The following is a 26,374-nucleotide window of genomic DNA, read 5'->3' on the forward strand; positions in this document are numbered from 1 at the left end:
AGAACCCCTCACCCGTCTCGCCGCTCTGCGGCGAGCCACCCTCTCCCGCAAGGGGAGAGGGGAAAACGAGTCCGCCGCGCAAGATGGCGTTCTACTCTTCCTCGTCCTTCTTCCGCAGCAGATCCGTCGCGAGGTCCGACAGCTTCGGCGGCGGCAGTGCGGCGAACGGCAACGGCCGTGTGACGTCGATTGCGGCGAGGCCGAGCCGCGCCGTCAGTAATCCATTCAGCATGCCTTCGCCCAGCCGCTGCGACAGCTTCGCCGCAATGCCGTGGCCGAGCATCTGCTGCACCAGGCTGTCGCTCGCCGCCATGCCGCCGGTGATGGCGAGATGGGCGATGACATGGCGGAGCAGGCGGATCATGCCCAGCGTGCCAGGCCGGCCGCCATAGAGGAAAGCGAGCTGGCGGATCAGGCGCAGCGACACGATGAACACAAACATCACGTCGATCGCCGCTCGCGGGCTCACCGCCGTGACGATTGAGACTTTTTGCGCGGCTGACGACACCAGCCGCCGCGCCTCGATGTCCAGCGGCGACATCAATTCGCGCTCGGCGAGCCGGATCATGTCGGCGCCGTCGATGATCTCGCCGGCGTGGCTCTCCAGGGCGGCACGGGCGCGCGCGAGCTGCGGGTTCTGATGCGCTATCTTGAGCAGATCCTGCACGATGATGCGGCTCTCCTTGCGATCGTCGCTGGCAAGAACAGCGGCTGCGCGCTGATGCAGCTTTTCGATGGTTGCTAGCCGCGCCAGCCCGAAAGCCTCGCGTCCGGTCACCACCGCGAGCGCAAGCGCGGTGATGAAGGCAAGGGCCACTCCGACGAAGCCGAGGCTGTCGCTGCGCGCAAACAGATCCTCGATCAGACGGACGACGCCGAGTCCGACCCCGAGCAGCGTCAGCCCGGCAACGCCGGACCAGAACATTGGGCCCCAGGGAAAGCCGCGCCGCGCCGGAAGCGTCGCTGCGATTGGCACCGGCAAATTCGCCGGATCGGGCTCCGGCGTGATCTGGATGGTGGTACGGCCGAGCCGGGTCGTCTCGTCGGCCTCGGTGACGACGACGCCGGGGTCGTCGAGCCGGAACGTCGCCGGTCGCCGTGGCTTCGATCGGTCGTTCATGACAATTTGTCTCCGATCAGGAACTGCAAGGCACGGTCGAGGCGGATGTGAGGCAGCGCCGGGTGGTCGGCCCCCTCACGTTCGAGCTTCGGCGGACGGAAGCGCAGGAAGCGAAAATCGCTCTTCCCGGCGGCCTCGGTCGAGAGGCCGCGGAATGCGTCGGTGCCGTTGAACAACGGCTCGGGATCCAAGGGCAGGTCGCCCGGAAAGGTTGCCACCTCGGTGCTGCCGTCGAAGAATTCGCCGCCGGCGCTTTCTCCCGCGGCGGGCGTTCCCAAGATCGACGGCAATTTGTCACGGCCATGCGCGACCTGCGCCTCGCGCGTGGCGCGGACGGCGGCGAGCGCGACGACGTCGATCGCCGCACCGGTATTTTCCGCGCGCGCAACGGCGCGGGTGACCGCGCGGCGCAGCACGGCCTCCAGCCGGTCATGGCTGGAATGATGCAGATGATCCGCCTTGGTCGCCGCGAACAGCACGCGGTCGATCCGCGGCCGGAACAGGCCGGAGAGGAATGTGCTGCGGCCGATGTTGAAGCAGTCGAGAATGCCCGCGAGTGCGGCTTCGAGATCGTGCAGCGCTTCGGGGCCGGCGTTGAACGCGGCGAGCGCGTCGGCCAGTACGATCTGGCGATCGAGCCGAGCAAAATGATCGCGGAAGAACGGCCGCACCACGACGTCCTTGTAGGCCTCATAGCGGCGCACCATCATCGCCCACAGCGATCCCTCCGGCGCCTGGCCACCCGCGGGTACGTCGAGCGGCGCAAAGGTCAGCGCCGGTGTGTCGGCGAGATTGCCCGGCATCAGGAAGCGGCCGGGCGGCAGCAGGCTCATCGCAAACCGCTCGTCGCGGCAGCCTTGCAAATAGCCCCTGAAGAGCTTTGCGGCCGTCAGCGTCGCCTGCTCGTCCTCGCGCGCCTCGGGCTTGAGCGTTGCGAGATGCGCGTGCCAATCCGCGGCAAGATGGACGCGCGGCGCCTCGCGTGACAAGGCGAGACTTTCGGCCGACCATTGCTCAAAACTCTTCTGAAGCAGCGGCAGGTCGAGCAGCCACTCGCCGGGATAGTCGACGATGTCGAGCGTCAGCGTGCGGTCGGCGCCGTTCTGGCGCTGGTAGTCGATGACGAGCCTGAGCTCGCTGATGTCGACAGTCGAGTTCGGCCAGCGCCGCTCCTCGATCAGCGCGCGCAGATGGCTCTCATAGGCAAAGCGCGGCACCGCGTCGTCCGGCTGCGGCGCCAGATGCGCCCGCGCGATCCGCCCGGATGAATAGGCCTCGAACACCGGAAACCGGCCGCCACGGGTGAGGCCGTGGATCAGCGCGGTAATGAACACCGTCTTGCCGGCCCGGGACAGGCCGGTAACCCCCAATCGTACCGTCGGATTGAAGAAATGCTCGCCGTAGTCGATCAGCGCCCGAGCCGACAGGCGCGCCTCCTCGATCATATCCTGGAAACTAAATGCCATATGAACGTTGGGAATCCCGGGCGAGGGCGGATAGGCAAAAAGGACTAATCACAAAAGTGGCAACTGCCTGAGGAAAATCAAGCTTCATACTTCCACCGTCTTTGTCGGCAAATCAGCCGTTTGAACGACGCGCCGATCCCGAAACACCCATACAAGAGGGTATTAACTCACCTTGCGGATTGCCATGACCGTCTTCCAATTGAAACAGCTCGCATCCTCCTCCGTCCACGCAGCCGCCGACGCGGTCGGCTGGCATTACGACCGCGCCGAGTTGATCGCCGACGGCGTGATCCACGCGATCGGCGTGCTCTGCGGCATCATTGCCGCGACCGTGCTGGTGGTGCTGACGGTGCTCTTTGCCGACGCGACCGACATCGTCGGCGTCTCGATCTACGTCGCCGGCCTGCTTTCGATGCTGGTGTTGTCGGCGACCTATAATCTGTGGCCAGTCTCGCCGGCCAAATGGCTGCTGCGGCGCTTCGACCATTCGGCGATCTATCTCCTGATCGCGGCGACCTACACGCCGTTCATCCTGGAGGTGAAGGACAGTGGGTTCGCGCTGGTGCTGCTCGCCGGCGTCTGGTGCGTGGCGCTCCTCGGCATCGTGCTGAAACTTCTCTACCCCGGCCGGTTCGACCGCGTTGCGGTCGGGATCTACCTAGCGATGGGCTGGAGCGGCATCATGCTCTACGATTCCGTGGTCAAGGCGCTGCCTGCGCTGGTGCTGGGCTTCGTCCTTGCGGGTGGACTGCTCTACAGCTTCGGCGTGATCTTTCATGCCTGGCGGCGGCTGCGCTTCCAGAATGCGATCTGGCACGGCTTTGTCTTGGCCGGCGCGGCGTGCCATTATACCGCGGTGCTCGACCTCGTGTTGAGCTGAGCAAGCTCCGCGAAGCGCAATAAGCCAAAACGGTACAAGACAAGAGGAGACGTCGCATGCAGGTGACCGGCAAGGTCGTGGTCGTCACGGGCGGCGCCAACGGCATCGGCAAGGCGCTGTGCGAAGCCTTTCACAAGGCGGGTGCGGCCAAGGTCGTCGTCGCCGACATGGACGCGGACAACGCGCGGGCGGTCGCGGCCACGGTGGATGGCGCGGCCTTCAAATGCGATGTCGCGCAGGAAAAGGATATTTCCCACGTCATCGAGGAGACCGAGCGTCAGTTCGGCCCGATCGAATTGTTCTGCTCCAATGCCGGCATCGGCGGCGGCTTCGACCCGATGTCGGTCAATGCCGGCGGCGCCTCGGATGAGCCCTGGCAGCGCAGCTGGGCGATCCACGTCATGGCGCATGTCTATGCGGCGCGGCATCTGATCCCGCGCATGAAGGCGCGCGGCGGCGGCTATTTCCTTAACACGATCTCGGCCGCCGGCCTGCTGTCGCAGGTCGGCAGCCCGGCTTACTCCACCACCAAGCATGCCGCGGTCGGCTTTGCCGAAAATCTCGCGATCTCGCACAAGGCGCACAACATCCGTGTCTCGATCCTCTGCCCGCAGGGCGTGGACACCAACATGCTGCGTTCGATCCCCAAAGGCCCGCAATCCGGCGACGGCGACCTCTCGCCCGAGCAGGTCGCCAAGGACGTGCTCGCCGGTCTCGATCAGGAGACGTTCCTGATCCTGCCGCACCCGCAGGTGCTCGGCTACATGCGCAAGAAGACCGAGAATTACGACCGTTGGATCGGCGGCATGGCCAAGATCCAGGCTAAGATGCGGGAAGATTTCGGGACGTAGGAAGGGGCCTGCCACGACCTCCGGTGTCGTCCTGGCTTTCGCCAGGACGACGGTCGGCCCTCAATGCTTCTGCCCGTACAGCACCGGCACCGCCGAATCCACGACCACCTCCACCAGGCTCGTCCCTTCGAATGCCATCCCGCGCTTGAGCGCCTCGCCCAGTTCGGCCGCCTTGCTCACCCGCACCGCATGGCAGCCCATGCCCTCGGCCAGCCGCACGAAATCGATCCCCGGCAACTCGAGTCCCGGCACGTTCCTCACCTGCATCACCTGGCTGAACGAGCGCATCGCGCCGTAGCCGGAATTGTTGATGACGATGATGGTGAGCGGCAGCTTGCGCTGCGCGGCGGTCCACAGCGCCTGGATCGAATACATCGCCGAGCCGTCACCGATCAGGCACACCGTGCGGCTCGTCGGCTTGCCGAGCGCCATGCCGACCGCGGCCGGCAGCGAGTAGCCGAGGCCTCCGCTCGCCATGGTGTAAAAACTGTCCTGGCCGCGCATCGGCATGAACTTTTGCATGGCCGGCCGGTGCGAGGGGATTTCCTCGACCAGCGACGCGCCGTCCGGCATCGCCTGCGACAGCGAATGCAGCAGGAATTCGACCGGCAACGGATCGCCGGCTAGCAGGGCCGGCGGCAGCGTTCGCCCCTTCGGTGCCGCGCGCTTGCTCTCCGGCAAGAGGTCGAGCAGCATTGCGAGCGCCGGCTTCATCGTCGCGATGATGCTGGTGCCGACCGGCGTCACCGCCGCGGCATCCGGGTCATCGGTGATCTGGAAGATCGTCGCGCCGCCGTCGAAGATCGCGGCATGGCCCTCGACGTGGAAGGTGAACACCGGCGCGCCGATCACGACGACGAGGTCGTGCTCGCGCAGCGCGTCCGACAATTGCGCCGGCGAGGCATGCAGGAAACCCGCGAATTGGGGATGACGTTCCGGGAACGAGCAGCGCGCCGAAAACGGGCTGACCCAGACGCTGGCCCTGGCCTTCTCGGCCACGCGCACCATCAGGTCGACCGCGCCGGCGCGATCGACGCCGGGGCCGACGACGAGGGCAGGGTGCTTGGCTGAATTGAATGCGGTGACCAGCGCCTTCATCGCGTCAGCTTCGGGCCCGATCTCGCGGCTGACCTTGCGTGCTTCGATGGGAGCGGCCGCATGCGCCCAGTCGTCGACCGGGATCGAGACGAAGGTCGGCCCGCATGGCGGCTGCATCGCGGTGTAATAGGCGCGCGCGATGGCGGCCGGAACGTCCTCGGGCCGCGCCGGCTCCACGCTGTACTTCACATAAGGCCGCGGGAATTCGGACGCACGCTCGGCATAGAGGAACGCCTGCAAGGGGAGGATCGAGCGTGCCTGCTGGCCCGCGGTGATCACCAGCGGCGTCTGGTTGCGATGCGCGGTATAGATGTTGCCGAGCGCGTTGCCGACGCCGGCGGCCGAATGCAGATTGACGAAGCCGGCATTGCGCGTCGCCTGCGCATAGCCGTCGGCCATGCCGACGGCGGAGGCTTCCTGAAGCGCGAGCACGTAGTCGATGTCGTCGGGCCAGTCGCTCAGGAACGGCAGCTCGGTCGAGCCGGGATTGCCGAATACCTTCTTGATGCCGAAGGAGCGTAGCAGGTCGAGCGTCGCCTGCTTGACGGTGACGGATTTGGTTGTGGCTTTGCCGTTCTTCACCATGGTTGCCGTTCCCTGTTGTCCATCGGCGCTGCTACCTCACCCGTCATTGCGAGCGCAGCGAAGCAATCCAGAATGCCGCCGCGGCGACAGTCTGGATTGCTTCGTCGCTTCGCTCCTCGCAATGACGAGGAGAGACCATCACCACACCGCGGTCCCCTTCATCGTCGGCTGCCCCTCCGCGTTCGCGGTCCACAGCTCCATGCCATCAGCGGTCTCGTTGGCGTTGATGGAGAACTCCGAGCCCTCGAACAGCGGCTGGAGGCCGCGATAGGTGAACTTCTTCGGCGGCTTGCCGCCGCGCAGCTTCGCCGCCATCTCGATGATGAAGGTTGCCTGCAACGGCCCGTGGAAGATCAGGCCCGGATATCCCTCGACCTTGGTGACGTAGTCGCGGTCGTAATGGATGCGGTGGCCGTTGAAGGTCAGCGCGGAATAACGAAACAGCAGCACGGGATCGGAGACATGCGTCTGGCGATGCTGCGCCTTCGGCGGCGGAGGCGGCGCCTTTGCCGGCGCGGACGTCGTCGTCATCTCGCGATAGACGATGTCCTGCCGCTCGCGGATGGCGATGCCGCGCGGCGAGGAGATGCTGTGCTCGACCGAGACGAAGCACAGCGTGCCGGTCGAGCCGGTCTTCACCTGTACGTCCGCGATGCGCGAGCTCCGCGTCGATTCGTCGCCGACGCGCAGCGGCTGCAGGAACTCGATCTCGCCGCCGGCCCACATCCGGCGCGGCAGCGGCACCGGAGGCAGGAAGCCGCCGCGGGTGGGGTGGCCGTCGGGGCCGAGCATCGACATCGGAAACACCGGCTGCGCCAGGCACCAATGCACCGTGAACGGCGCCGCGTCGCCCGGCTTGGGCGCGCCGACCTCCTGGAACAGCGTCGCACGCAGGCCCTTCACGAGCTGCGCGGTGACGGTGTCGGTGGCCTCTTCGCTGCGGCCGATCCATTGCCTGAGATGATCGATGTCGAGCTTCTCGGTCATGACGCCTCGCTCTTGTTATTTCTTGGATTGGGGATTTTCGCCGATCGCCGGTACAGCACCATAGCTGCGCGTCTCGCCGACAATGATCGGCGCCGGCGCGGGATAGCTGACGCGTCCCTGCGGCGTGTCCACCTCGATGCGGCGCAGATGCGGATGCTTGGTGAGGTCCGCCATGGTGTTGACCTCGGCAAAGGCGATGTCGGCCTCGGACAGCCGCTTCAATAGCTCATCGCGCGTCATCTTGCCGAAGGCATCCGCGACCGTCTTGTCGGTGAAGTCGCGGTTGCGCACGCGCTCGACCATGTTGGCCACGCGCGGATCGGCGGGCAGATCGGGCTGGTCCAGCACTTTTGCGCAAAGCGTCTTCCACTCGCGCTCGCTTTGGATCGAAATCAGGATGTCCTTGCCGTCGCTAGACGTGAACACGCCATAGGGCGCGATCGAGGGATGGCGCAGCCCCATGCGCTTGGGCGGATTACCGGCTTCGGAATTGAGCAGCGGCACGGTGCACCAGTCCGCCATCACGTCGAACATAGAGATGCGGATGTCGGCGCCCTTGCCGGTGCGTCCGCGCCCGATCAGCGCCTCCAGGATCGCCGCATGCGCGGTGGCACCGGTCGCGACGTCGACGATGGACATGCCGACGCGCGAGGCGCCGTCGGGATTGCCGGTGATCGAGGCAAGGCCGCTCTCGGCCTGGATCAGGAGATCATAGGCCTTGCGGTGCGCATAGGGGCCGTCGTCGCCATAGCCGGTGATCGTGCATGAAATCAGCCTGGGATAATCCTTCAAGAGCCGCTCCCGCGAAAAGCCGAGCTTGTCCATCGAGCCGGGCTTGAGATTCTGGATCAGCACGTCGGCGCTCGCGATCAGTCGCTCCAGTTCGGCGCAGCCTTCCCTGGTGGCGAGATCGACCACCGCCGATTGCTTGCCGCGGTTGAGCCACACGAAGTAGCTGCTCTGGCCCTTGGCCGCCGCGTCATAGCCGCGGGCAAAATCGCCCTCGGGCCGCTCGATCTTGATGACTTCCGCGCCGGCATCCGCCAGCCGCGACGAGCAGAACGGTGCCGCCACCGCCTGCTCGACCGCAATCACCCTGATCCCGTCAAGTGCTCCCATGATGGCTGCCTCAGTACGAGCGGGGCATGCCGAGGACGTGCTCGGCGATGAAGGACAGCACGAGGTTGGTCGAGATCGGCGCGACCTGATAGAGCCGCGTCTCACGGAATTTGCGCTCGACGTCGTACTCCTCGGCGAAGCCGAAGCCGCCATGGGTCTGGACGCAGGCATTCGCCGCTTCCCACGACGCATCGGCCGCGAGCATCTTGGCCATGTTGGCCTCCGCGCCGCAGTCGAGCCCGGCCTCGTATTTGCGCGTCGCTTCCTTCACCATCAGTTCGGCCGCGCGCATCGCGGCGTAGGCCTTGGCGATCGGGAACTGGATGCCTTGGTTCTGGCCGATCGGCCGGCCGAAAACGCTGCGCTCCTTGGCGTAGCTGGTGGCCTTGGCGATGAACCATTTGGCGTCGCCGACGCATTCGGCAGCAATCAAAATGCGCTCGGCATTCATGCCGGAGAGGATGTAGCGAAAGCCCTTGCCCTCTTCGCCGATCAGATTTTCCGCCGGCACCTTCATGTCGGTAAAGAACACTTCGGTGGTGGCATGGTTCATCATGGTGCGGATCGGGCGGATCTCGAGGCCCTTGTTCTTGGCCTCGCGCATGTCGACGATGAACACCGAAAGTCCATCCGTGCGCTTCTTGACCTGGTCCTTCGGCGTGGTGCGCGCCAGCAGGAGCATCAGGTCGGAATGTTCGGCGCGGCTGGTCCAGATCTTCTGGCCGTTGACGACGTAGCCGGCGTTGCCGTCCTTGCGCGCGAAGGTCTTCAGCGAAGTGGTGTCGGTGCCGCTGGTCGGCTCGGTGACGCCGAAGGCCTGCAGCCGTAATTCGCCGCTCGCGACCTTCGGCAGATATTTTGCCTTCTGCTCGTCATTGCCGTGCCGCAGCACGGTGCCCATCGTGTACATCTGGGCGTGGCAGCCGCCGCCGTTGCAGCCCGCGCGCTGGATCTCTTCGAGGATCGCCGCGGCCGCTGAAAGCTTCAAGCCCGCGCCGCCATATTCCTCGGGGATCAGCACCGAGAGATAGCCGGCCTCGGTCAGCGCGTCGACGAAGGCCTTCGGGTAGGCCATCTCACGGTCGAGCTTGCGCCAGTATTCGCCGGGAAACTGCGCGCAGAGCTTTGCGACGGCTTCGCGGATGTCGGCGTGATCTTCGGTGTGGTGTTCTTCACTCATGGGGTTTCCCGTATGTGCGGCAGTTAAGATAACGCCGGCCGATCCTCTGGCGTTGTGAAAACACTGCCAGCCCCCTATGCTCATTTGCTATAGCGTATGGAGTAGCCTTCCAGGATTGGCAAGCATGGATTTCCGTCAGCTCAGGACCTTCAGTTGCGTGGCGGAGCTCGGCAGCCTCTCCAAGGCGTCCGATACGTTGCGCGTGGCGCAGCCGGCGCTCTCCAGGCAGATCAAGCTCCTGGAACACGAGCTGCGCACGGAATTGTTCACCCGCAACGGCCGCGGCATGGTGCTCACGGATGCCGGCCGCCTCTTGCTGGCGCGCACCTCCGGTATCGTGCGGCAGATCGACCAGATCCGCGACGACATCCAGTCGTCCAAGGGGCCGCCATCGGGCCAGGTCGTGCTCGGCCTGGTCCCGACCGTGAGCTGCGTGCTGTCGGCGCGCTTCGCGCGGCGCTGCGTCGAAAAATTTCCCGGCATTTCGCTGCGCATCGTCGAGAGCTACAGCGGCCATCTCGTCGAATGGCTGCATCGCGGCGAGATGGATCTCGCCATCCTCTACGGCCGCTCCGCCGATCTGCATCTCAACGTGGAGAGCTTGGGGCGCGACAACATCGTCGCGGTTGGTCCGCGCGGTTGTGGCCTCGCGCGCAAGAAGAGCGTCGATGTCGGCTGGCTGCTGCGGCAACGGCTGGTGCTGCCCAGTCATTCCCACGGTCTCCGTGCGCTGATCGAGCATGCGGCGGCCCAGCGCAAGATCAAGCTCAACGTCCAGCTCGAGGCGGATTCGTTCCGCGTGCTCACGAGCCTCGTCGAGGAAGGCCTCGGCTTCGCGCTGCTGCCGCCCTCGTCGGTCCACGGCGAGGTCGCGGACGGGCGGCTGGAAACGGCTGTCGTCTCGAAGCCGATGACGCGCGAACTCATATTCGCCTCTCCGATCGACCGTCCGGTCTCGACGGCCTCGCTTGCCGTCACCGCCCTCCTGCGCGAGGAAGTCGCCGCCTGCCGCAAGGACGGCGTGTGGGACATCAAGTTGAGTTAGATGTGGCGGTGCGGTTTAGGACAGAAGGCCGTATGCGACCCATCGCATGTTGCGCGAGCTGTCATGCCGGAATTTTATAGCTGGGGTGGAGTCGCCCGCTCTCAATCCACCCCCGCGTGTCATTGCCCGCGAAGGTGGGCAAATCCAGTATTCCAGAGCCCGCAGTGCTTGAGCCGAGAAGCCGCGGCATACTGGATGCCCCGCTTGCCGCCTACGCTAAAGCTTCGGCGCCCCTGGACCTCAGCCCGGCGAAGCCTTGGCGTAGCCGGGTCGCGGAGCATGACAGCTGAGGTTGAGAAACACCTGCCGTATAGCGAGCACTCTACCCCGGAATCCTCACCGGCAGCGACTCGTACCCCTTGATGAAGCTCGAATAGATCCGCTTGGGCTCGCCGACTACCTCGATGCGGTCGAAGCGCTTCAGCATCTCTTCCCAGACGATCTTGAGCTGGAGTTCGGCGAGGCGCATGCCGACGCAGCGGTGGATGCCGAAGCCGAAGGAGAGATGGGTCCGCGGCCGCGGGCGGTCGATGATGAACTCGTTCGGCTTTTCGAACATCTCCTCGTCGCGATTGCCGGAGACGTACCACATCACGACGCGGTCGCCCTTCTTGATGTGCTTGCCGCCAACTTCAGTGTCCTGCAGCGCGGTGCGCCGCATATGCGCGAGCGGGGTCTGCCAGCGGATCACTTCGGGCACCATGGAATCGATCAGTTCCGGGTTGGCGCGCAGCCTGTCGTACTGCTCCGGATTCTCGTTCAATGCCAGCACCGAGCCGGTCATGGTGTTGCGCGTGGTGTCGTTGCCGCCGACGATGAGCAGGATGATGTTGCCCATGAGATTATCGGGGTCCATGAAGCGCGTGGCGTCGTTGTGCGCCATCAGCGACAGCAGGTCGTTGCGCGGCGCGGAGTTGACGCGCTCGTTCCAGAGCTTGGACATGTAGGCGTAGCATTCGTCCATCTCGCGGCGGCGCTCTTCGGCCGAGGCCACGATGCCGCTCTTGGGCAGCGCGGTCGCGACATCGGACCAGCGCGTCAGCTTGCGCCGTTCTTCCCAGGGGAAGTCGAACAGGGTGGCTAGCATCTGCGTCGTCAGCTCGATCGAGACGCGCTCGACGAAATTGAAGGTCTCGTTGCGCGGCAGATTGTCGAGCACGGTCTGCGAGCGCTGGCGGATCAGTTTTGCCAGTTCGTCCAGATGCGTCGGCGTGAACATCGGCGACACCGTCTTGCGCTGCGACGAATGACGCGGCTGGTCCATGGCGATGAAGCTCGGCCAGTCATAGCCTTCCGGCACGTCGCGGATCCCGATGCCGCCGAGCGTTGAATCCGAGGAGAACAGGCCGTGATTGGTGTCGACATGCATGATGTCGTTGTACTTCACCACCGACCAATACGGCTCGATCGGCGCATTGGTGCAGTAATGCACCGGCTCTTCCTTGCGCAGCCGCTCGAACCACGGCCACAGGGTGTCGTCCTGGAACAGCCTGGGCGCGCCCGGGTGGAATTGCGCCAGCGGCGTCGCATAGGCCTCCTCGCGCGCCCTGCGCATGCGTTCGGCCTTGTCCACTTGAACCGGCGCTTGGATGTTCATGGTGGTTTGCTCCAGTTGCTTGCTTGACCTCTCCCGCGTGCGGGAGAGGGGGCACAGCTTCCTTGTGGACGTGTCGAACTCATCTTTGCGAATCTAAGCCGCGATCTTCACCGGCAAGGTTTCAAGACCCTTCACGAAACTCGAATAGACCCGCTTGGGTTCGCCGACCACCTCGATATGGTCGAATCGCTTGAGGATCTCTTCCCAGATAATCTTGAGCTGGAGTTCGGCAAGCCGCAAGCCGACGCAGCGGTGGATGCCGAAGCCGAACGAGAGATGCGTGCGCGGCCGCGCGCGGTCAATGATGAATTCGTAAGGCTTTTCGATCGCATCGGCGTCGCGGTTGCCCGAGACGTACCACATCACGACCTTGTCACCTTTCTTGATCTGCTTGCCGCGGAACTCGAAGTCCGCAAGCGCTGTGCGCCGCATATGGGCCAGCGGCGTCTGCCAGCGGATCACTTCCGGCACGAAGCTGTCGAGAAGCGCTGGGTTTTCGCGCAGCTTGCGATATTGCTCCGGGTGCTGGCTCAGCGCGTGGAGCGAGCCCGACATGGTGTTGCGGGTGGTGTCGTTGCCGCCGACGATCAGAAGGATGAGATTGCCGAGGAAGTTCTTCGCGTCCATGTCGCGCGTCGCGGCGCCATGCGCCATCATCGACAACAGGTCGCTCTTCGGCGGCTGTTCGATGCGTTCCTTCCACAGTCGCGTGAAATAGCCCGCGCATTCCGTCAGCTCGGCCTGACGCTCGTCTTCGGTGGCGACGAGGCCGTCGGGGCCGGGAATGGTGGTCGCGATGTCCGACCAGCGCGTCAGCTTGCGGCGATCCTCCCAGGGAAAGTCGAACAGCACCGCGAGCATCTGCGTGGTGAGCTCGATCGAGACATGGTCGACCCAGTCGAACACCTCGCCGCGGGGCAGATTGTCCAGGCACTCGGCCGAGCGCTGGCGGATGCTGAGCGCGAGATTGTCCAGATGCGTCGGCGTGAACATCGGCGCCACGGTCTTGCGCTGCGCCGCATGGCGCGGCGGGTCCATCGAGATGAAGCTCTCGCGGCGCAGTTCCGGATCGATGTCGCGGATGGTGATGCCGCCGAGCGAGGAGGCCGAGGAGAATACCGAATGATTGGTCTCGATCTCCATGATGTCGTTGTAGCGCGTCACCGACCAATACGGCCCGAACATCGAGTCCTTGCAATAGTGCACGGGATCTTCGCGGCGCAGGCGATCGAAATAGGGCCAGAACGTATCGGTCCTGAACAGCTCTGGGTCGCCCGGATCGAACTGCTCCAGCGGCAGTGACGTAGCGCGTGCGCGTAACGCGTCGAGCTTCGCCGCGTTTTCGATGGTCCCATGCATGACCGCTCTCCCTGACATCAACCGCGCGTTCTCGTTGAATTCTGCGCTGCGGTATTTGATTTGCAATTACAGCCGGTTGTCTGCGCCGGAGCAAGGGCGAGTTTTGCCACATGGGTGTGATGTAGCCCGGATGGAGCGGAGCGAAATCCGGGATTCGGTCCGCCACTGCCGCTGTCCCGGATTGCACTGCGCTCCATCCGGACTACGAGGCCATTGATCCAACAACGTGATCTCGCGCACGCCCTCGGCCGTGGAATCGTGCCAGAAATCGACCGGAATCGAGCTAAATCGAACCCGCCCATCTTGGGGATCGACTAATCTCTGATCTATAAGTTTGATCGAACCAGGTCCGCACCCCGAGGTTGCCGCCGTGAACGACATGCAATGGGCCCCCATCGGCTCCGAACCCTTACCCCCGCCGCTGCCGCCCACGCGGGTCGATTTCACCGGCAACCGTACCGAGTTTCGCAAATTGGTCACCAAGGGTGCCCTGCTCGAGCTCGTCACCTTCGGCTTCTACCGGTTCTGGCTCGTCACCGACATCCGCCGTCATCTGTGGGCGAACACCGCGGTTGATGGCGACGCCGCCGAATATACCGGGCGGGCCAAGGAGCTGCTGGTCGGCTTCCTGTTCGCGCTCGCGATCCTGGTGCCGATCTACCTCGCTTACTTCCTTGTCGGTATCGAGTTCGAACGCTGGCAGGGCTTTGCCTCGACGCCGCTGTTCATCAGCTTCTACGCCTTTGGTCAGTTTGCGATCTTTCGCGCGCGGCGCTATCGCCTGACGCGCACGGTCTGGCGCGGCGTGCGGTTCTGGATGGACGGATCGGGCTGGGCCTATTCGTTCCGCGCCATGCTGTGGGGCTTGCTCGTGTTCCTGACGCTCGGGCTCGCATTGCCGTGGCGCGAGGCCTCGCTCGAACGCTACAAGATGCGGCACACCCATTACGGCGATTTACGCGGCGATTTCGAAGGCGACGGCTGGACATTCTTCAAGCGCGGCTGGTGGCTGTGGCTGCTGAGCCCGATCGCGATGGTGATCTTCCCGCTCGCGCCGTTCTTCTATGCCGAGTTCAAGGCGCGCGAGTGGCGCTGGTGGCTCGACGGTATCCGCATCGGCGACGTCAGCGTGTCCTCGCAATTGCCGCACAACGCATTCTACGCGTTGTACTGGAAAGTGATCGGCTGGTGGATGCTGCTCTCGGCCATCTTCGCCGCCTATATCGGCGGAGCGACCATGCTCGTCGTCAAGCTGAGCGGTCTTTCGGTCGAGCAGGCGTTGGTGCGGGGCAATGCCGCCAAGAGCATCCCGACGCTGGTGATGATGGTGATCGGCTACTTCGCACTCGCTCTCGCCCTCAACATCGTCATGCGGGTCTATCTCCAGCGCGATCTCTGGGCCAAGGTGCTGGAAACTGTCGAGGTGCACAACATCGGAGCCGCGGCGGATGTGCGCGGCAGCGCCGAGCTCGCCAGCGCGCTCGGCGAAGGCTTTGCCGATGGACTCGATGTCGCGGGATTCTGAGCTGTGAGTGAGTTGTCCACAGAGGTCCCGGCGCAATCCGCAAAGCCGACGATCTTCTTCGACGGCGTGTCGAGCCGCAGGCGGCAGGTGGCGCTGACGCTCGGTGACGCGCTCGAGATCCTCGAAGAGGGTGCGACGCCCGTTCGCTGGGCCTATGCCGACATCCGCCGCGCCGATAGCCCGCCCGGCATCTTGCGGCTCGCCTGCGCTTCCGCTCCGCCGCTGGCCCGGCTGGAAATCCGCGACGCTCTGCTCGCGTCAGACGTGACCGCGCGCTGCATGCGGCTCGACGAGCACCAGACCTCGCGCCGCGGGGGCGCAAAAATCGTCGGCTGGTCGATGGCTGCCGCCGTCTCCATTGTCTGCGTCGTGCTGTTCGGCGTGCCGCTCGCTGCCGACCGCCTCGCGCCGCTGGTGCCGAAACCGATCGAGCGGCGCATTGGAGATGCGGCGGAGGTTCAGGTGAAGACGATCTTCGGGCGCAGCGAGTGCCAGGATGGGGCGGGGAAAGCCGCCTTCGTCAAGCTCGTCAATCGGCTGCGCGATGCCGCCGGCCTCGACGACGATTCCATGACCGCGGGCGTGCTGCCGACCCCGGTGCCGAACGCGTTCGCGCTGCCGGGCGGCAAGGTGTTCGTGCTGAAGGGCCTGCTCGACAAGGCCGAAAATGCCGACGAGATCGCCGGCATCCTCGCCCACGAGCTCGGTCATCTCAAGCATTACGACAACATGCGCGGCCTGATCTACAACGGCGGCACCTCGTTCCTGATCGGCCTGTTGTTCGGCGACGTCACTGGCTCGAGCGCCGTGATCTTCGCCTCGCGCAGCGTGGTTGAGGCTTCCTATTCGCGCGAGGCCGAGACCGCTGCGGATACGTTTGCCATCGAGATCATGCACAAGCTCGGCCGTTCGCCTAAGCCTGCAGCCGAATTGATGTTCCGCATCACCGGCAAGGAAGGCGGCGGCCTCACGTCGATCCTGGCGAGCCATCCGCTGACCGAGGACCGCCTCGCGCGCATGACGAAAGAAGACCGCCCCGCCAGCGGCCCGCCGCTGCTCACGGATGCGGAGTGGCAGGCGCTGAAGGGGATCTGCGGCAGCGGCAAGGTGTGACGGCCCGCCCTCAGCGCATCACTTCGCGGGCGCAGCAGGTGGATTCGATCCGGTGGTGACGCTCGGCGCGTTGTTCGGATTGGAGGTCGTGGTCTGCGGGCCGACGTCGCGTCCATTGTAGAAGAAGACGGCAGCGACCACGGCGATCACGAAGATCGCGCCGATCGCCCAGCCCACCGGGCTGTTGCGGCGTGCTCTGTCTGCCCTGCGGTCATCCTGATAGGTCATCGTGCTCTCCATCGTAGAGCAGGAAAACCTTGCGCGAGCGAACCTGTTCCTAACGTGACGCGGTTTGCAAGCCGGCGCCTATCTCGTCCCGTAGGCGCGGTCGCCGGCGTCGCCGAGGCCCGGCAGGATAAAGCCGTTCTCGTCGAGACCTTCATCGACTGCGGCCGTCCAGATCGGCACGTCAGGATGCAGTCCGCGCAGCCGTTCGAGCCCTTCGGGGGCGGCGATCAGGCAGGCGAGGCGAATATCCTTGGCGCCGCGCTCCTTCAGCCGGTCGATTGCGGCCACAGCCGTGTTGGCGGTCGCAACCACGGGCGTCACCACGATCGCCAGGCGCTCGCTGAGATCGGACGGCGATTTGAAGAAGTACTCGACCGCGGCAAAGCTGTGCGGCTCGCGGTAGAGGCCAATATGGGCGACGCGCGCGGTCGGCACCAAATCCATCATGCCGTCGACGAAAGTGGTGCCGGCGCGCAGCATCGGCACGAACACCAGCTTCTTGCCCGCGATCTTGGCCGAATGCATCGTCGCCAGCGGCGTTTCGATAACGGTATCGGCGAGCGGCAGGTCGCGCGTCACCTCGTAGCACAGCAGCATGCCGATCTCCTTGATCAGCTCCCGAAACGATTTGGTCGAGATCGATTTGTCCCGCACCAGGGTCAGCTTGTGCTGCACCAACGGATGATCGACGATCGTGACGCCTTGCATGATCGGATGCCTTTCTTCCTTCTCCCCTTGTGGGAGAAGGTGGCGCGAAGCGCCGGATGAAGGATCTGTTTCCGCGAACTCGAACGAGAGACTAGAACACCGTACCGTCGCTGATCACCTTGAGCGGCGGCGAACCATCGGGCCGGCGCGCGAAGGCGATGGCGCGGCCCGCGGCCCAGGTGCCGCCTTCGAGAATGCTGGCGAGCGGCAATGTCTCAGGAGTGCGCCCGAGTTTGGCGCGGACCAGTTCGGCGAGCCGGTCCAGCAGCGCCACGGTCAGCGCGCGCCACTCGACGACGAGCAGGGAATCCACCGCATGCGCGCGCTCGGCATCGGCGGCGTCGCGCAGGCGCAGCACCTCGTGATCGACGAACAGCCCGCCATTGCGATATTCGGCAAGCCCGGTCAGGCCGTCGATGTCGGTGACGTCGAATCCGGCGCGCTGCAGCGGCTCGATCAACGAATAGCTCAGCCATTGCGACAGCTTGTGCAGGGGCACAAGGCCCGCGGTAGCGTCATCGGCCTTGATCGCCGGGTGGCGCCAGCAATCGCCGAGCGGAATCCCGGCAAGCTCCAGCCGCGACGGCCAGATCGGTCCGAGCTGATTCAGCACCGCCGAGAGAATCGCGGGCGCGGGAACCGCGCCGCCCTTCGCCTGCGCCGCGATGTGATCGAACAGCCCGCCCGGCCGCGGGGTGTCGTGCGCGCCGAACACGTCCGCCCGCTCCGCCACCAGCTTGCCCAAGCGGCGCAGCAGATCGGTCCGCCCCTCGACCCCGAGCAGCGGATTGGCATCGCTCACCTGAAAGGCCGAAGTGAGCGCGGCGAGTGGCAGTCGCGCGAGCACGTCGGCATCGGTCCTGAAGGGCGCGCGGGGATCGTGGGAAAAAAGGCCGCTTGCGAACATGTCGAGGCTCGCAATCGCGAGTCCCTCGGATCGGCCGATGCTCTGTCCCGTCACCGCGTCGCGGTATCGCCACGCGGCACCCGCGCCGGCGTCGAGCAGCACGCTGACGATGGCAAGGTCGAACTCCGCGCGCGCCCGTGCCGCGCGGTCGGGCCATGACGTCGCGTCCGCGAGCCGCGCCCAACGGTCGACGCCATCAAGCACGAAATGCCGCCAGCGCGCATGGAACGGAATCTCCAGCGTCGGATAGGCCTCGCGCGTCACGGCGAGAACGGCGTCGGCAACGCCATCCATGCGATCGAGATCGATGGTGAAATGCGTCAGCCCGCCGTTCAGACCGATCCCAAACATCTCGCCGGCACGCGCGCGAACCGCTGCTGCGCTAAGCAGCGAACGGGCCTGCAATTCCAAAGCGTCTGCCATCAATCGATCAGTATTTTTCCAGCGAACGCCCGACCACGCCGTCGACGTCCTTCTCCGGCGCAATGTCGGTGGAGTAATAGCCGGCGGCCTTCTTCGCGGCGATCTCGACATAGGCGTCGGCGGGAATGAGCTCGGGCGGGATCGGCACGCGCTCGACGATGTCGATGCCCTGCGAGGTCAAAGCGTCATGCTTCATGTCGCTCATCGAGAGGAAGCGGTCGATGCGCTTCAGGCCCAGCCAGTGGATGGTGTCGGGCATCAATTGCTGGAAGCGCGCGTCCTGGACGCCGGCGACGCATTCGGTGCGCTCGAAATAGGCGGCGGCCGCATCGCCGTCCTCCTGGCGCTTGCGCGCATTGTAGACCAGGAACTTCGTGACCTCGCCGAGCGCGCGGCCTTCCTTGCGGTTGTAGATCACGAGCCCGAGTCCGCCCTCCTGCGCGCCGCGCGCGGATTCCTCGATGCCGTGAATGAGGTAGGGCCGGCAGGTGCAGATATCGGAGCCGAACACGTCGGAGCCGTTGCACTCGTCATGCACGCGGCAGGTGATCTTGGTGCGATGGTCCGGCAGCTTGGTGACGTCGCCGAACATGTAGACGGTGGTGCCGCCGATCGGCGGCAGAAACACCTTCATGTCCGGCCGGGTCACGAGCTCAGGGAACATGCCGGCGGTCTGCTCGAACAGCGTGCGCCGCAGCTCGGTCTCGTTGGTCGCAAAGCGCTCCGCAAGGCCTGGCAGATACCAGACCGGATCAATCGCGATCTTCACCACCGACACGCTGCCATTGGCGTGCACGACGTCGCCGTCGGCGCGCAGGCGCTTGGCGGCGAGCGCCTCGCGGATCTCCGGCAGGTCCAGCCGCGCGCGCGTCACCGCGATGCTCGGCCTGATGTCGATGCCCTCGGCGATGTCCTTGCCGAAATTCTCGGCGACGAGATGCCCCCAGGGATCGAGCGCGACGATCTTGGCGGGATCGCTCCATTGCGGGAACGGCCCGATGGTCGCCGCGGGAAACGTGTTGGTGAGGTCGGGCCTACGAATCGGATCGAGCGCGCCGGCGGACACCGCGAGCGCGCGGTACATCGCATAGGAGCCGCCATGGCTGCCGATCACGTTGCGATCTCCCGCGCGCGACACCGTGCCGATGATCGGACCGCGGGTGCGTGCGTCGGCGGCGCCCCAGTGGATCGGGAAGGCGGCTGTCCTGCCCGGCTCCGGATGGGAGGTGAGGCGGATGTGGTCGGTACGGTTCGCGCGGCTCATGACCAAACTCCTAAAAAGCCAACGGCCCGCCGCTCGGACGGGCCTTGGCTCGTCGCGCTGCCGATGCGGAACACCGGCGGCGCGAGCTCAATCCAACATATTGTAGCGGGCAGTCGCGACAGACAAGTTAATCGTGCTGCGCGGGGGCGGGGCGGTTCGCGGCCAAATTCCTGTCGTCCCGCGACCCGGCAGCGCTTGCCCGAGTCCCACGCTACCGCACTGGCGGAGCTCTCCGCCACCGCAGTAAGATGATGAAGTAATTATGGTTTTCACGTTTTCAAGAGGCGCCACACGGTTGGCGTGCCGGGCGTCGAGTTTCCGGACAAAACGTGTCATCAAACCAAAACGTACAGATCGCCTTTGCCGCATCGCCTTCCTTGGAGACCGCCATGCCCGCCCCCGCCTACATCGACCCCCGCAACGGTAAGCTCTATCCGCTGGACCAGCCGCGCTGGTGCTCGGACGAGCGCACGCCGCTGCTGGTGACGCCCGGGGCAGGGATGTCGCGGGAGGAGATCGAGCCGCGCACGCGTTCGCTCTGGCGCTACCGGGCGGCGCTGCCGGTCGAGATCAAGACTCCGATCACGCTCGGCGAAGGCTGCACGCCACTGGTGCAGCAGGCCTGGGGCGAGCTGCGCCCGTTCTTCAAGCTCGAATGGTTCAACCCGACCGGCAGTTTCAAGGACCGGGGCTCCGCCGTGATGCTGTCCTTCCTTCGGCAGATCGGCGTCGACGCCATTCTGGAGGACTCGTCCGGCAATGGCGGCTCGTCGATGGCGGGTCTCGGCGCCGCCGGCGGCATGCGCGTGAAGATTCTCGCGCCGGCCTCGACATCGCCGGCCAAGATCGCGCAGGTCCGCGCCTATGGCGCGGCGGTGCAGCTGGTCGAGGGCCCGCGCGAGGAATCGGAGGCCGAGGCAATCCGGCAGTCGAGCCAGACCTTCTATGCCAGCCACAATTGGCAACCGTTCTTCCTCGAAGGCACCAAGTCGCTCGCCTATGAGATATGGGAGGACCTCGGCTTCCGCGTCCCCGACAACGTCATCGTGCCCGTCGGCGCCGGCAGCAGCCTTTTGGGTTGCGCCCTTGGTTTCCGTGAGCTGTTGAAAGCCGGCCAGATCACCAGGCTGCCGCGCCTGTTCGCGGCGCAGCCGCTCAACTGCTCGCCGATCGATGCAAGCTTCAAGGCCGGCGTCGACACCCCTGTCGCGCGCGAGGTGAACAAGACCATCGCCGAAGGCACCGCGATCAAGCATCCGCTGCGCCTGCGCGAGATCATCGGCGCGTTGCGCGAGAGCGGTGGCGGCACTGTCGCGCTGACCGAGGACGAGATCGTCGCCGCGCTGCGGCGTCTTGCGCGGCAGGGCCTGTTCGCCGAGCCGACCAGCGCAAGTGCTGCCGCCGCGCTGGAGAAACTATCCGTCACCGGTAGCATCAAGGCGACCGAGACCACGGTCGCGGTCCTCACCGGCACCGGCCTCAAGGCCGCGACCATCGTTGCCGATCTCGTGCAATAGGACCGCCAGGGAGGCGAAGCCGTCGCCGTCATGGGCTTGCGTTGAACCTTTGGCATCCGTCGTCAGCCTCATGAAAAACTGACATTGAGCGAAGGGAGAGTTCCATGGCCGACCAAGACCCGTTTGCTGGTTTCAAGGCAGTCCAGAAGGAAGCCTGGTCGCTGTTCACGCCGATGGAAGTGTTCACCACGCCCTCGGCCGCCAAGCTCGTGAGCTTCGCCGGGGTCGCGACCGGCCAAATGCTGCTCGACGTCGGATGCGGCACCGGCGTTGCCGCGATCACGGCGGCGCGCCGCGGTGCGAAGGTCAGGGGTCTCGACCTGTCGCCGGTCCTGCTCGAGCGCGCCCGCGAGCACGCGCAGCTGGCGAATCTCGATGTCGACTTCGCCGAAGGCGACGCCGAAAGCCTGCCCTATGGCGACAACGAGTTCGACGTGGTGCTCAGCCAGTTCGGCCACATGTTCGCGCCGCGTCCCAAGGTCGCCATCGGCGAGATGCTGCGCGTGCTGAAGCCCGGCGGCACCATCGCCTTCTCCACCTGGCCGCCGCATCTCTATGTCGGCCGGATGTTCGCGCTGATCGGCCGCCATCTGCCGCCGCCCGAGGGCGTGGCCTCACCGGTGTCGTGGGGCGATCCGAAGATCGTCGCCGAACGTCTCGCAGGGAAAGCGAAGGATATCACCTTCGAGATGGACATCATGACGCCGTCCGCACTCAGCCCGCAGCATTTCCGCCGCACCATGGAAACGACGATCGGGCCTTTGATCAAGCTCGTCGCCCAGTACAAGGACGAGCCGGACAGGCTGCGGAGTTTTCGCAGCGAGTTCGAGGCGCTGATCTCCGAATATTACGACGGAAGCAACAACGTGATGCGTCAGCAATTTTTGATGTCGAAGGCGAAGAAGGCGTAAAGCCGCGCCACGGTGCTTTCCTTCTCCCCTTGCGATCTCACTCCTTCAGATCGTTCACGCGCCTTACCCAAATGCGTACATCGGTGAGCACGTCGGGCAGCGCCGCCTTGACCTCAGCCACGGTCATGCCGGCCTTGATGCGGGGATCGTAGAGCAGGTTGAGGATGTACTGGTCATAGACGTCGAAATAGCCCATCGAGACGTTGTCGTTGAACATGGTCCAGGGCACGCTGGCGGTGTCGTTGATCGGGCCGAGCGATTGCAGCAGCTCCTCATAGGCGCAGTCGAGGAAGGTGAAATCGCCGTTGTCGACGGTGAGGATGACGTCGGAATGCTCGATCTCGAAATTGTCGTTCTTGCGGAAGCCGGACAGGCATTGCGGATCGAGCGAGGTGCGGATCTCGCGGGCCTTCTCCGCACCGTAGAAGCTCGAGATGGTGCGGAACAGATCGCGGTCGCGCACGAGCTTCACGCGCACATTCGCCGCTTCGCTGGAGTCGATCATGGCGATGTCGAGATGCTGCACGCGCTTGCCGATGTCGGCTACGACTTTCGCGAGCTGCGCCTTGCGGTCGGCGCGATCGCTCTCGGCGAACACGCGCACCGGTCCGTCGAACTTGCGGATGCGATCGACACGGCCGGCAAGGTGGTATTCGGCGCCGAACGCCGTCTTCAGAAAGCCGTCGACGATCTCGCCGTCGGTAAAGCTCTTCTTCTCGGCGCGCTGGCGCGAAGCGATCGCGGGCAATTCGCCCGCGACGGCGATGGTAGCGGTGTCAGGCGCGAACGCGACGGTGGCGAGCGCCAGCAGCACGATGCGAAAGCCGGACGGAGACGGGGCCAATGCGCTCATTGCCAGGCGACGCTGCCGTATTCGGAACCGACGCACAAGGCCGCATATCCACGCGCCGCCGATTCTTGCTAGTTGTTCAGCACGACCACCGTGGTGCCGACCCCGACGCGGCCGTAGAGGTCGGTGACGTCGTCATTGGTCATGCGGAAGCAGCCCGAGGACACCGCCTGGCCGATCGTCTCCGGCTCGTTGGAGCCGTGGATGCGATAGAGTGTCGAGCCCAGATACATCGCGCGCGCACCGAGCGGATTTTCGACGCCGCCCTTCATGTGACGCGGCAGGTCCGGCCGGCGCGCCAGCATCTGTGACGGCGGCGTCCAGTCCGGCCATTCCTTCTTGGCGGTGATCCGGTGCACGCCGCCCCAGCGGAAGCCGTCGCGGCCGACACCGATGCCGTAGCGCAGGGCCTGGCCGTTCTGGAGCACCAGATAGAGCCGGCGCTCCGAGGTGTTCACCACGATCGTGCCCGGGGCGTAGTTGCCGTTATACATGACGGTGGTGCGGGGAACTGGGCTCGAGCCGCCGCGGAAGAAATTCGGGCCGCCGCCCATGATGTCGCGCGAGTCGAACTCCTCGGCGAAGGCGCCGCCGGCGGTCGCCGACAGCAGTGCGATGGCGGCAATCGGCGCGGCAAAATACCGGATCATTGTTCCCCCAGCAAAAAATCGATTCAACTGAAGTTACAGGCCATATTTGCGGGCTTTCCGCAAGCCACGGCCTCGTGAGACGGGGCATCCTTAACGGTTGGCGTTACCAAACCGGCAACCGCGCCAATTTGCCGGAAAGTATTAGCCAAACCAGCGCATCGCCGCGCGGGGCAGGGCGGCGACGCCGGCTATTGCTTTGACGAGACGAGCGAACAATGATTGATCGGATGGATTGTTGGAACATTGCCGGTTGCGGGAGCTGACGGATGAACGGTGCGGAAAGTCTGGTGCGGACGATGGTCAAGGGCGGGGTCGACGTCTGCTTCTCCAACCCCGGCACCTCCGAGATGCATTTTGTCGCAGCGCTCGACCGCGTGCCCGGCATGCGTTGCGTGCTCGGCCTGTTCGAAGGCGTGGTGACCGGCGCCGCCGACGGCTATTTCCGCATGAAGGGCACGCCGGCCTCGACGCTGCTGCATCTCGGCCCCGGTCTTGCCAACGGCCTTGCCAATCTGCACAACGCCAAGAAGGCGAATTCCGGCATCGTCAACATCGTCGGCCAGCACGCCGTCTACCACATCGACTACAACGCGCCGCTGACCTCCGACATCGAGGGCCTGGCCCGGCCGATGTCGTCCTGGGTCCGCACTTCGCCGGACTCCAAATCGGTCGCCGCCGACGGTGCCGCGGCGATCGCCGCCGCCAAGAGCGCGCCGCCGCAGATCGCGACCCTGATCCTGCCCGCCGACACCGCCTGGAACGAAGCGGACGGCATCGCCGAGGTTCCGGCCGAGCAGCAGCGCGCGAGCTATTCGCCGCAGGCGGTCGATCAGGCCGCAAAGATCCTGCACGGCGACGGCGAGGGCACGCTGCTGCTGATGACCGGCAGTGCGCTGAGCGAGCAGGGCCTGGCGCTGGCCGAGCGCATCGCCGCCAAGACCGGTTGCACCGTGATGGGCCCGACCTTCCGTCCCAGGATGGCGCGCGGCCGCGGCCGCTTCTCGATCGACCGCATCCATTACGTGATCGACAACGCGCTGCAGATGCTGGCCAGGTTCCGCCATATCGTGCTGGTCGAGTCCGACGATCCCGTGGCGTTCTTTGCCTATCCGAACAAGCCGAGCATCCTCAAGCCCGAGGGCTGCGAGGTGCATCGCATGACCTCCTGGGGGGAGAATTCGGTCGCTGCACTGGAAGCGCTCGCCGGCGCGGTGAAGGCCAGCGCGAAGGACGTCAAGCCGCAGGCCGCGGCTGAGCTGCTCAAGCCGACCGGCGCACTGACCCACGCCTCGATCGCGCAATCGATCGCCTATGCGATTCCGGAGAACGCGATCCTGGTCGACGAATCCCTCACCACCGGCCGCGCCTTCTTCCCGCCGACAGCGGCGGCTGCTCCGCACGACTGGCTCCAGAACATGGGCGGCTCGATCGGCTTCTCGACGCCGCTCTCGATCGGTGCCGCGATCGCCTGCCCGGACCGCAAGGTGATCTGCATGGTCGGCGACGGCAGCGCGATGTACACGATCCAGTCGCTGTGGACGCAGGCGAGAGAAAACCTCAACATCGTCACCATCGTGTTCGCCAACCGCATCTACCAGATCCTGCGCGGCGAGTTCGACAATGTCGGCGCCGGCGAGCCCGGACAGCGCGCCAACGACATGCTGCGGCTCGACCGGCCGACGCTGGATTTCGTGGCACTGGCCAAGGGCATGGGCGTGCCCGGCCGCGCCGTCACCAACGCGGACGAGTTCAACAAGGCGCTGGCCGAGGCCGTCGCCGAGCCCGGACCGCGGCTGATCGAAGTCCAGATGTAGGGCACCGCATCAGGAGCGCCGAGGGCCGGGGGCAAGATGCAGACCGAGCTGAACAAGGTGATCGCGGCACTCCGGGACTTCTACGCACACGAAACATTCCTGTTCGAGAAGGACATCGGCGAGCGTGCCATCACGCACCGCTTCGCCGTGCATCTGGAGAAGCAGTTCTGCGGCTGGTCGGTCGATTGCAACTACGACCGGCTAGGCGAGCGTACGCTGCATCTGCCGCACGGCACCATCATCTCGACCGACGATCATCTGGGCAAGTCGATCTACCCTGACGTCGTGGTGCATCAGCGCGAGATCCCGAACAATTTGCTCACCATGGAGATCCGCAAGGCCAGCAATCACACCGCGCTCGACCACGACCAGCACAAGCTGATGGCGTTGACCGATGCGCATGTCTGGTTCGCCTTTTGGATCGGCGTGCTGCTGGTGCTGGACAAGGACAACGTGACGATCTCGGAAGTCTATGTCAGCGGCGTCCTCGATCAGCCGCTGTCGCGCTGGTTCGCCACGCGGCTGGAGGAGGTCGGCCTCGGGATGGCGCGTTAAGGCGTGTGCCGAATTGTCGCCTTTAATTCAGCTATTCCCTTGAGTCATAGCCCAAGCGCGATCTCGGCCCATTTCAGCATGCGGTCGCTATTGAGGAACGCCAGCACCGCCGGCTCGAGCGACGCGGTGGCGCCCGGTGCGAGCAAAGCCGTCGCGGCCACCATGTCGCAGCGTTGATTGAAGGCGAGTGAGAGCGCGGCCTTGGCGTTCCCCTCGACGCGATATGCCCGGCTGCGGCCGCGCATTGGACCGACAAGGATCTCTCGGCCGGCGGCCGTCGGCGTTGCCTTCCCAATCAGCGCCAGGTCGCCCATCTGCTCGAGGTCGCCGTCATCGGCAATGCCGGTGGCGCAATTGCAAAAGCCGAGCTTGGCGCGAACGTAGAGCTGGACTTCGCCGCCGCAATCCGCGGCCTTGCAGCGGAACGCTTTTCCTTTCCCCCAGGGATCCGCACCGAAAGGCCAGTCGATTTCCGTCCACACTGGGCGAACCTCGCCGGAGGTCGCTGCTGCGCGTGCCGGTTCACCGGATCGCAATATCCAGAGCGCTGTGGCTGAGCAGAACAGTGCGATGGCTGCGCTGGTTGCAACGAGCTTGCTTGTCAGGCGCATGGAAGTTGCCG

Annotated in this window: 24 protein-coding genes; 9 read left to right on the forward strand and 15 right to left on the reverse strand. The window is 65.1% G+C overall.

Annotated features, from left to right (window positions below; translation table 11 throughout):
- Positions 1-91 precede the first annotated feature (91 nt).
- Positions 92-1,120: a YcjF family protein gene (locus tag IVA93_RS06095; RefSeq protein ID WP_247789711.1), complete on the reverse strand. Its 1,029-nt coding sequence runs from the start codon at positions 1,118-1,120 to the stop codon at positions 92-94.
- Complete coding sequence (locus tag IVA93_RS06100; RefSeq protein WP_026232571.1) at positions 1,117-2,586, reverse strand: YcjX family GTP-binding protein; 1,470 nt, start codon at positions 2,584-2,586, stop codon at positions 1,117-1,119. Before IVA93_RS06100 ends, IVA93_RS06095 begins: the two co-directional genes overlap by 4 nt.
- Positions 2,587-2,770: 184 nt before the next feature.
- Here IVA93_RS06100 and trhA point away from each other — a divergent pair, with 184 nt between their 5' ends.
- Positions 2,771-3,466 carry a PAQR family membrane homeostasis protein TrhA gene (gene trhA / locus IVA93_RS06105; RefSeq protein WP_018453680.1) on the forward strand — a complete coding sequence of 232 codons (696 nt, stop codon included), beginning with the start codon at positions 2,771-2,773 and terminating at the stop codon, positions 3,464-3,466.
- A 56-nt stretch (positions 3,467-3,522) separates the two neighbouring features.
- On the forward strand, positions 3,523-4,317 hold the full coding sequence (locus IVA93_RS06110) for an SDR family oxidoreductase (RefSeq protein ID WP_018453681.1): 795 nt from the start codon (positions 3,523-3,525) through the stop codon (positions 4,315-4,317).
- A 60-nt stretch (positions 4,318-4,377) separates the two neighbouring features.
- Here the strand turns inward: IVA93_RS06110 and mdlC are convergent, their stop codons facing one another.
- The 4 genes from mdlC to IVA93_RS06130 all read right to left on the reverse strand — a co-directional run bounded on the left by mdlC (position 4,378) and on the right by IVA93_RS06130 (position 9,286).
- Complete coding sequence (mdlC, locus tag IVA93_RS06115) at positions 4,378-6,000, reverse strand: benzoylformate decarboxylase (protein ID WP_247296115.1); 1,623 nt, start codon at positions 5,998-6,000, stop codon at positions 4,378-4,380.
- 138 nt (positions 6,001-6,138) lie between these two features.
- Entirely contained in the window at positions 6,139-6,987 is an 849-nt protein-coding gene (locus IVA93_RS06120; RefSeq protein ID WP_018453683.1) for an HTD2 family dehydratase, read from the reverse strand.
- Positions 6,988-7,002: 15 nt separating this feature from the next.
- Positions 7,003-8,106, reverse strand: coding sequence for a CaiB/BaiF CoA transferase family protein (locus IVA93_RS06125; protein WP_026232572.1), 1,104 nt, complete (start codon positions 8,104-8,106; stop codon positions 7,003-7,005).
- A 10-nt stretch (positions 8,107-8,116) separates the two neighbouring features.
- On the reverse strand, positions 8,117-9,286 hold the full coding sequence (locus IVA93_RS06130) for an acyl-CoA dehydrogenase family protein (protein WP_018453685.1): 1,170 nt from the start codon (positions 9,284-9,286) through the stop codon (positions 8,117-8,119).
- A gap of 124 nt (positions 9,287-9,410) precedes the next feature.
- Here IVA93_RS06130 and IVA93_RS06135 point away from each other — a divergent pair, with 124 nt between their 5' ends.
- Entirely contained in the window at positions 9,411-10,331 is a 921-nt protein-coding gene (locus IVA93_RS06135; protein ID WP_085349559.1) for a LysR substrate-binding domain-containing protein, read from the forward strand.
- A 322-nt stretch (positions 10,332-10,653) separates the two neighbouring features.
- On the opposite strand, the gene IVA93_RS06140 is transcribed toward IVA93_RS06135, so the two are convergent.
- Complete coding sequence (locus IVA93_RS06140) at positions 10,654-11,928, reverse strand: cytochrome P450 (protein WP_018453687.1); 1,275 nt, start codon at positions 11,926-11,928, stop codon at positions 10,654-10,656.
- 93 nt (positions 11,929-12,021) lie between these two features.
- Entirely contained in the window at positions 12,022-13,287 is a 1,266-nt protein-coding gene (locus tag IVA93_RS06145; RefSeq protein WP_018453688.1) for a cytochrome P450, read from the reverse strand.
- 379 nt (positions 13,288-13,666) lie between these two features.
- Here IVA93_RS06145 and IVA93_RS06150 point away from each other — a divergent pair, with 379 nt between their 5' ends.
- Together IVA93_RS06150 and IVA93_RS06155 are read left to right on the forward strand one after the other, a co-directional pair.
- Positions 13,667-14,812 (forward strand): YjgN family protein, encoded by a 1,146-nt coding sequence (locus tag IVA93_RS06150; RefSeq protein ID WP_026232573.1) that lies wholly within the window; start codon positions 13,667-13,669, stop codon positions 14,810-14,812.
- A gap of 3 nt (positions 14,813-14,815) precedes the next feature.
- Positions 14,816-15,925, forward strand: a complete 1,110-nt coding sequence (locus IVA93_RS06155) for a M48 family metallopeptidase (RefSeq protein WP_247789712.1) — start codon at positions 14,816-14,818, stop codon at positions 15,923-15,925.
- A gap of 18 nt (positions 15,926-15,943) precedes the next feature.
- On the opposite strand, the gene IVA93_RS06160 is transcribed toward IVA93_RS06155, so the two are convergent.
- The 4 genes from IVA93_RS06160 to IVA93_RS06175 form a co-directional block, all read right to left on the reverse strand.
- Positions 15,944-16,153: a hypothetical protein gene (locus tag IVA93_RS06160; protein WP_026232575.1), complete on the reverse strand. Its 210-nt coding sequence runs from the start codon at positions 16,151-16,153 to the stop codon at positions 15,944-15,946.
- Between the two features lie 78 nt (positions 16,154-16,231).
- Complete coding sequence (gene upp, locus IVA93_RS06165) at positions 16,232-16,861, reverse strand: uracil phosphoribosyltransferase (RefSeq protein ID WP_007614501.1); 630 nt, start codon at positions 16,859-16,861, stop codon at positions 16,232-16,234.
- Positions 16,862-16,952: 91 nt separating this feature from the next.
- Positions 16,953-18,191, reverse strand: coding sequence for a URC4/urg3 family protein (locus IVA93_RS06170; protein WP_247296112.1), 1,239 nt, complete (start codon positions 18,189-18,191; stop codon positions 16,953-16,955).
- Between the two features lie 7 nt (positions 18,192-18,198).
- Positions 18,199-19,455 carry a GTP cyclohydrolase II gene (locus tag IVA93_RS06175; RefSeq protein ID WP_018453693.1) on the reverse strand — a complete coding sequence of 419 codons (1,257 nt, stop codon included), beginning with the start codon at positions 19,453-19,455 and terminating at the stop codon, positions 18,199-18,201.
- Between the two features lie 389 nt (positions 19,456-19,844).
- On the opposite strand from IVA93_RS06175, the gene IVA93_RS06180 reads away from it, so the two are divergent.
- Both IVA93_RS06180 and IVA93_RS06185 read left to right on the forward strand, forming a co-directional pair.
- The gene (locus IVA93_RS06180; protein WP_026232576.1) at positions 19,845-20,972 is read left to right on the forward strand and encodes a threonine synthase; all 1,128 of its coding nucleotides are present in this window, start codon (positions 19,845-19,847) and stop codon (positions 20,970-20,972) included.
- A gap of 104 nt (positions 20,973-21,076) precedes the next feature.
- Complete coding sequence (locus IVA93_RS06185; protein WP_018453695.1) at positions 21,077-21,883, forward strand: class I SAM-dependent methyltransferase; 807 nt, start codon at positions 21,077-21,079, stop codon at positions 21,881-21,883.
- 37 nt (positions 21,884-21,920) lie between these two features.
- Here IVA93_RS06185 and IVA93_RS06190 read toward each other — a convergent pair whose 3' ends face one another.
- Both IVA93_RS06190 and IVA93_RS06195 read right to left on the reverse strand, forming a co-directional pair.
- Positions 21,921-22,736 carry a DUF2927 domain-containing protein gene (locus IVA93_RS06190; RefSeq protein WP_018453696.1) on the reverse strand — a complete coding sequence of 272 codons (816 nt, stop codon included), beginning with the start codon at positions 22,734-22,736 and terminating at the stop codon, positions 21,921-21,923.
- A gap of 68 nt (positions 22,737-22,804) precedes the next feature.
- Positions 22,805-23,383, reverse strand: a complete 579-nt coding sequence (locus IVA93_RS06195; protein ID WP_007596474.1) for a L,D-transpeptidase — start codon at positions 23,381-23,383, stop codon at positions 22,805-22,807.
- Positions 23,384-23,649: 266 nt separating this feature from the next.
- Between IVA93_RS06195 and IVA93_RS06200 the strand changes: the two genes are divergently transcribed.
- A complete protein-coding gene (locus IVA93_RS06200; RefSeq protein ID WP_018453697.1) occupies positions 23,650-25,197 on the forward strand; it encodes an acetolactate synthase large subunit in 1,548 nt (515 codons plus the stop codon).
- A 36-nt stretch (positions 25,198-25,233) separates the two neighbouring features.
- The gene (locus tag IVA93_RS06205) at positions 25,234-25,752 is read left to right on the forward strand and encodes a hypothetical protein (protein WP_018453698.1); all 519 of its coding nucleotides are present in this window, start codon (positions 25,234-25,236) and stop codon (positions 25,750-25,752) included.
- Between the two features lie 44 nt (positions 25,753-25,796).
- Here IVA93_RS06205 and IVA93_RS06210 read toward each other — a convergent pair whose 3' ends face one another.
- Positions 25,797-26,363, reverse strand: coding sequence for a hypothetical protein (locus tag IVA93_RS06210; protein ID WP_018453699.1), 567 nt, complete (start codon positions 26,361-26,363; stop codon positions 25,797-25,799).
- Between the last annotated feature and the right edge of the window lie 11 nt (positions 26,364-26,374).

Origin of the sequence: Bradyrhizobium sp. 155, assembly GCF_023101105.1 — a bacterium.
GTDB lineage: Bacteria > Pseudomonadota > Alphaproteobacteria > Rhizobiales > Xanthobacteraceae > Bradyrhizobium > Bradyrhizobium canariense_D.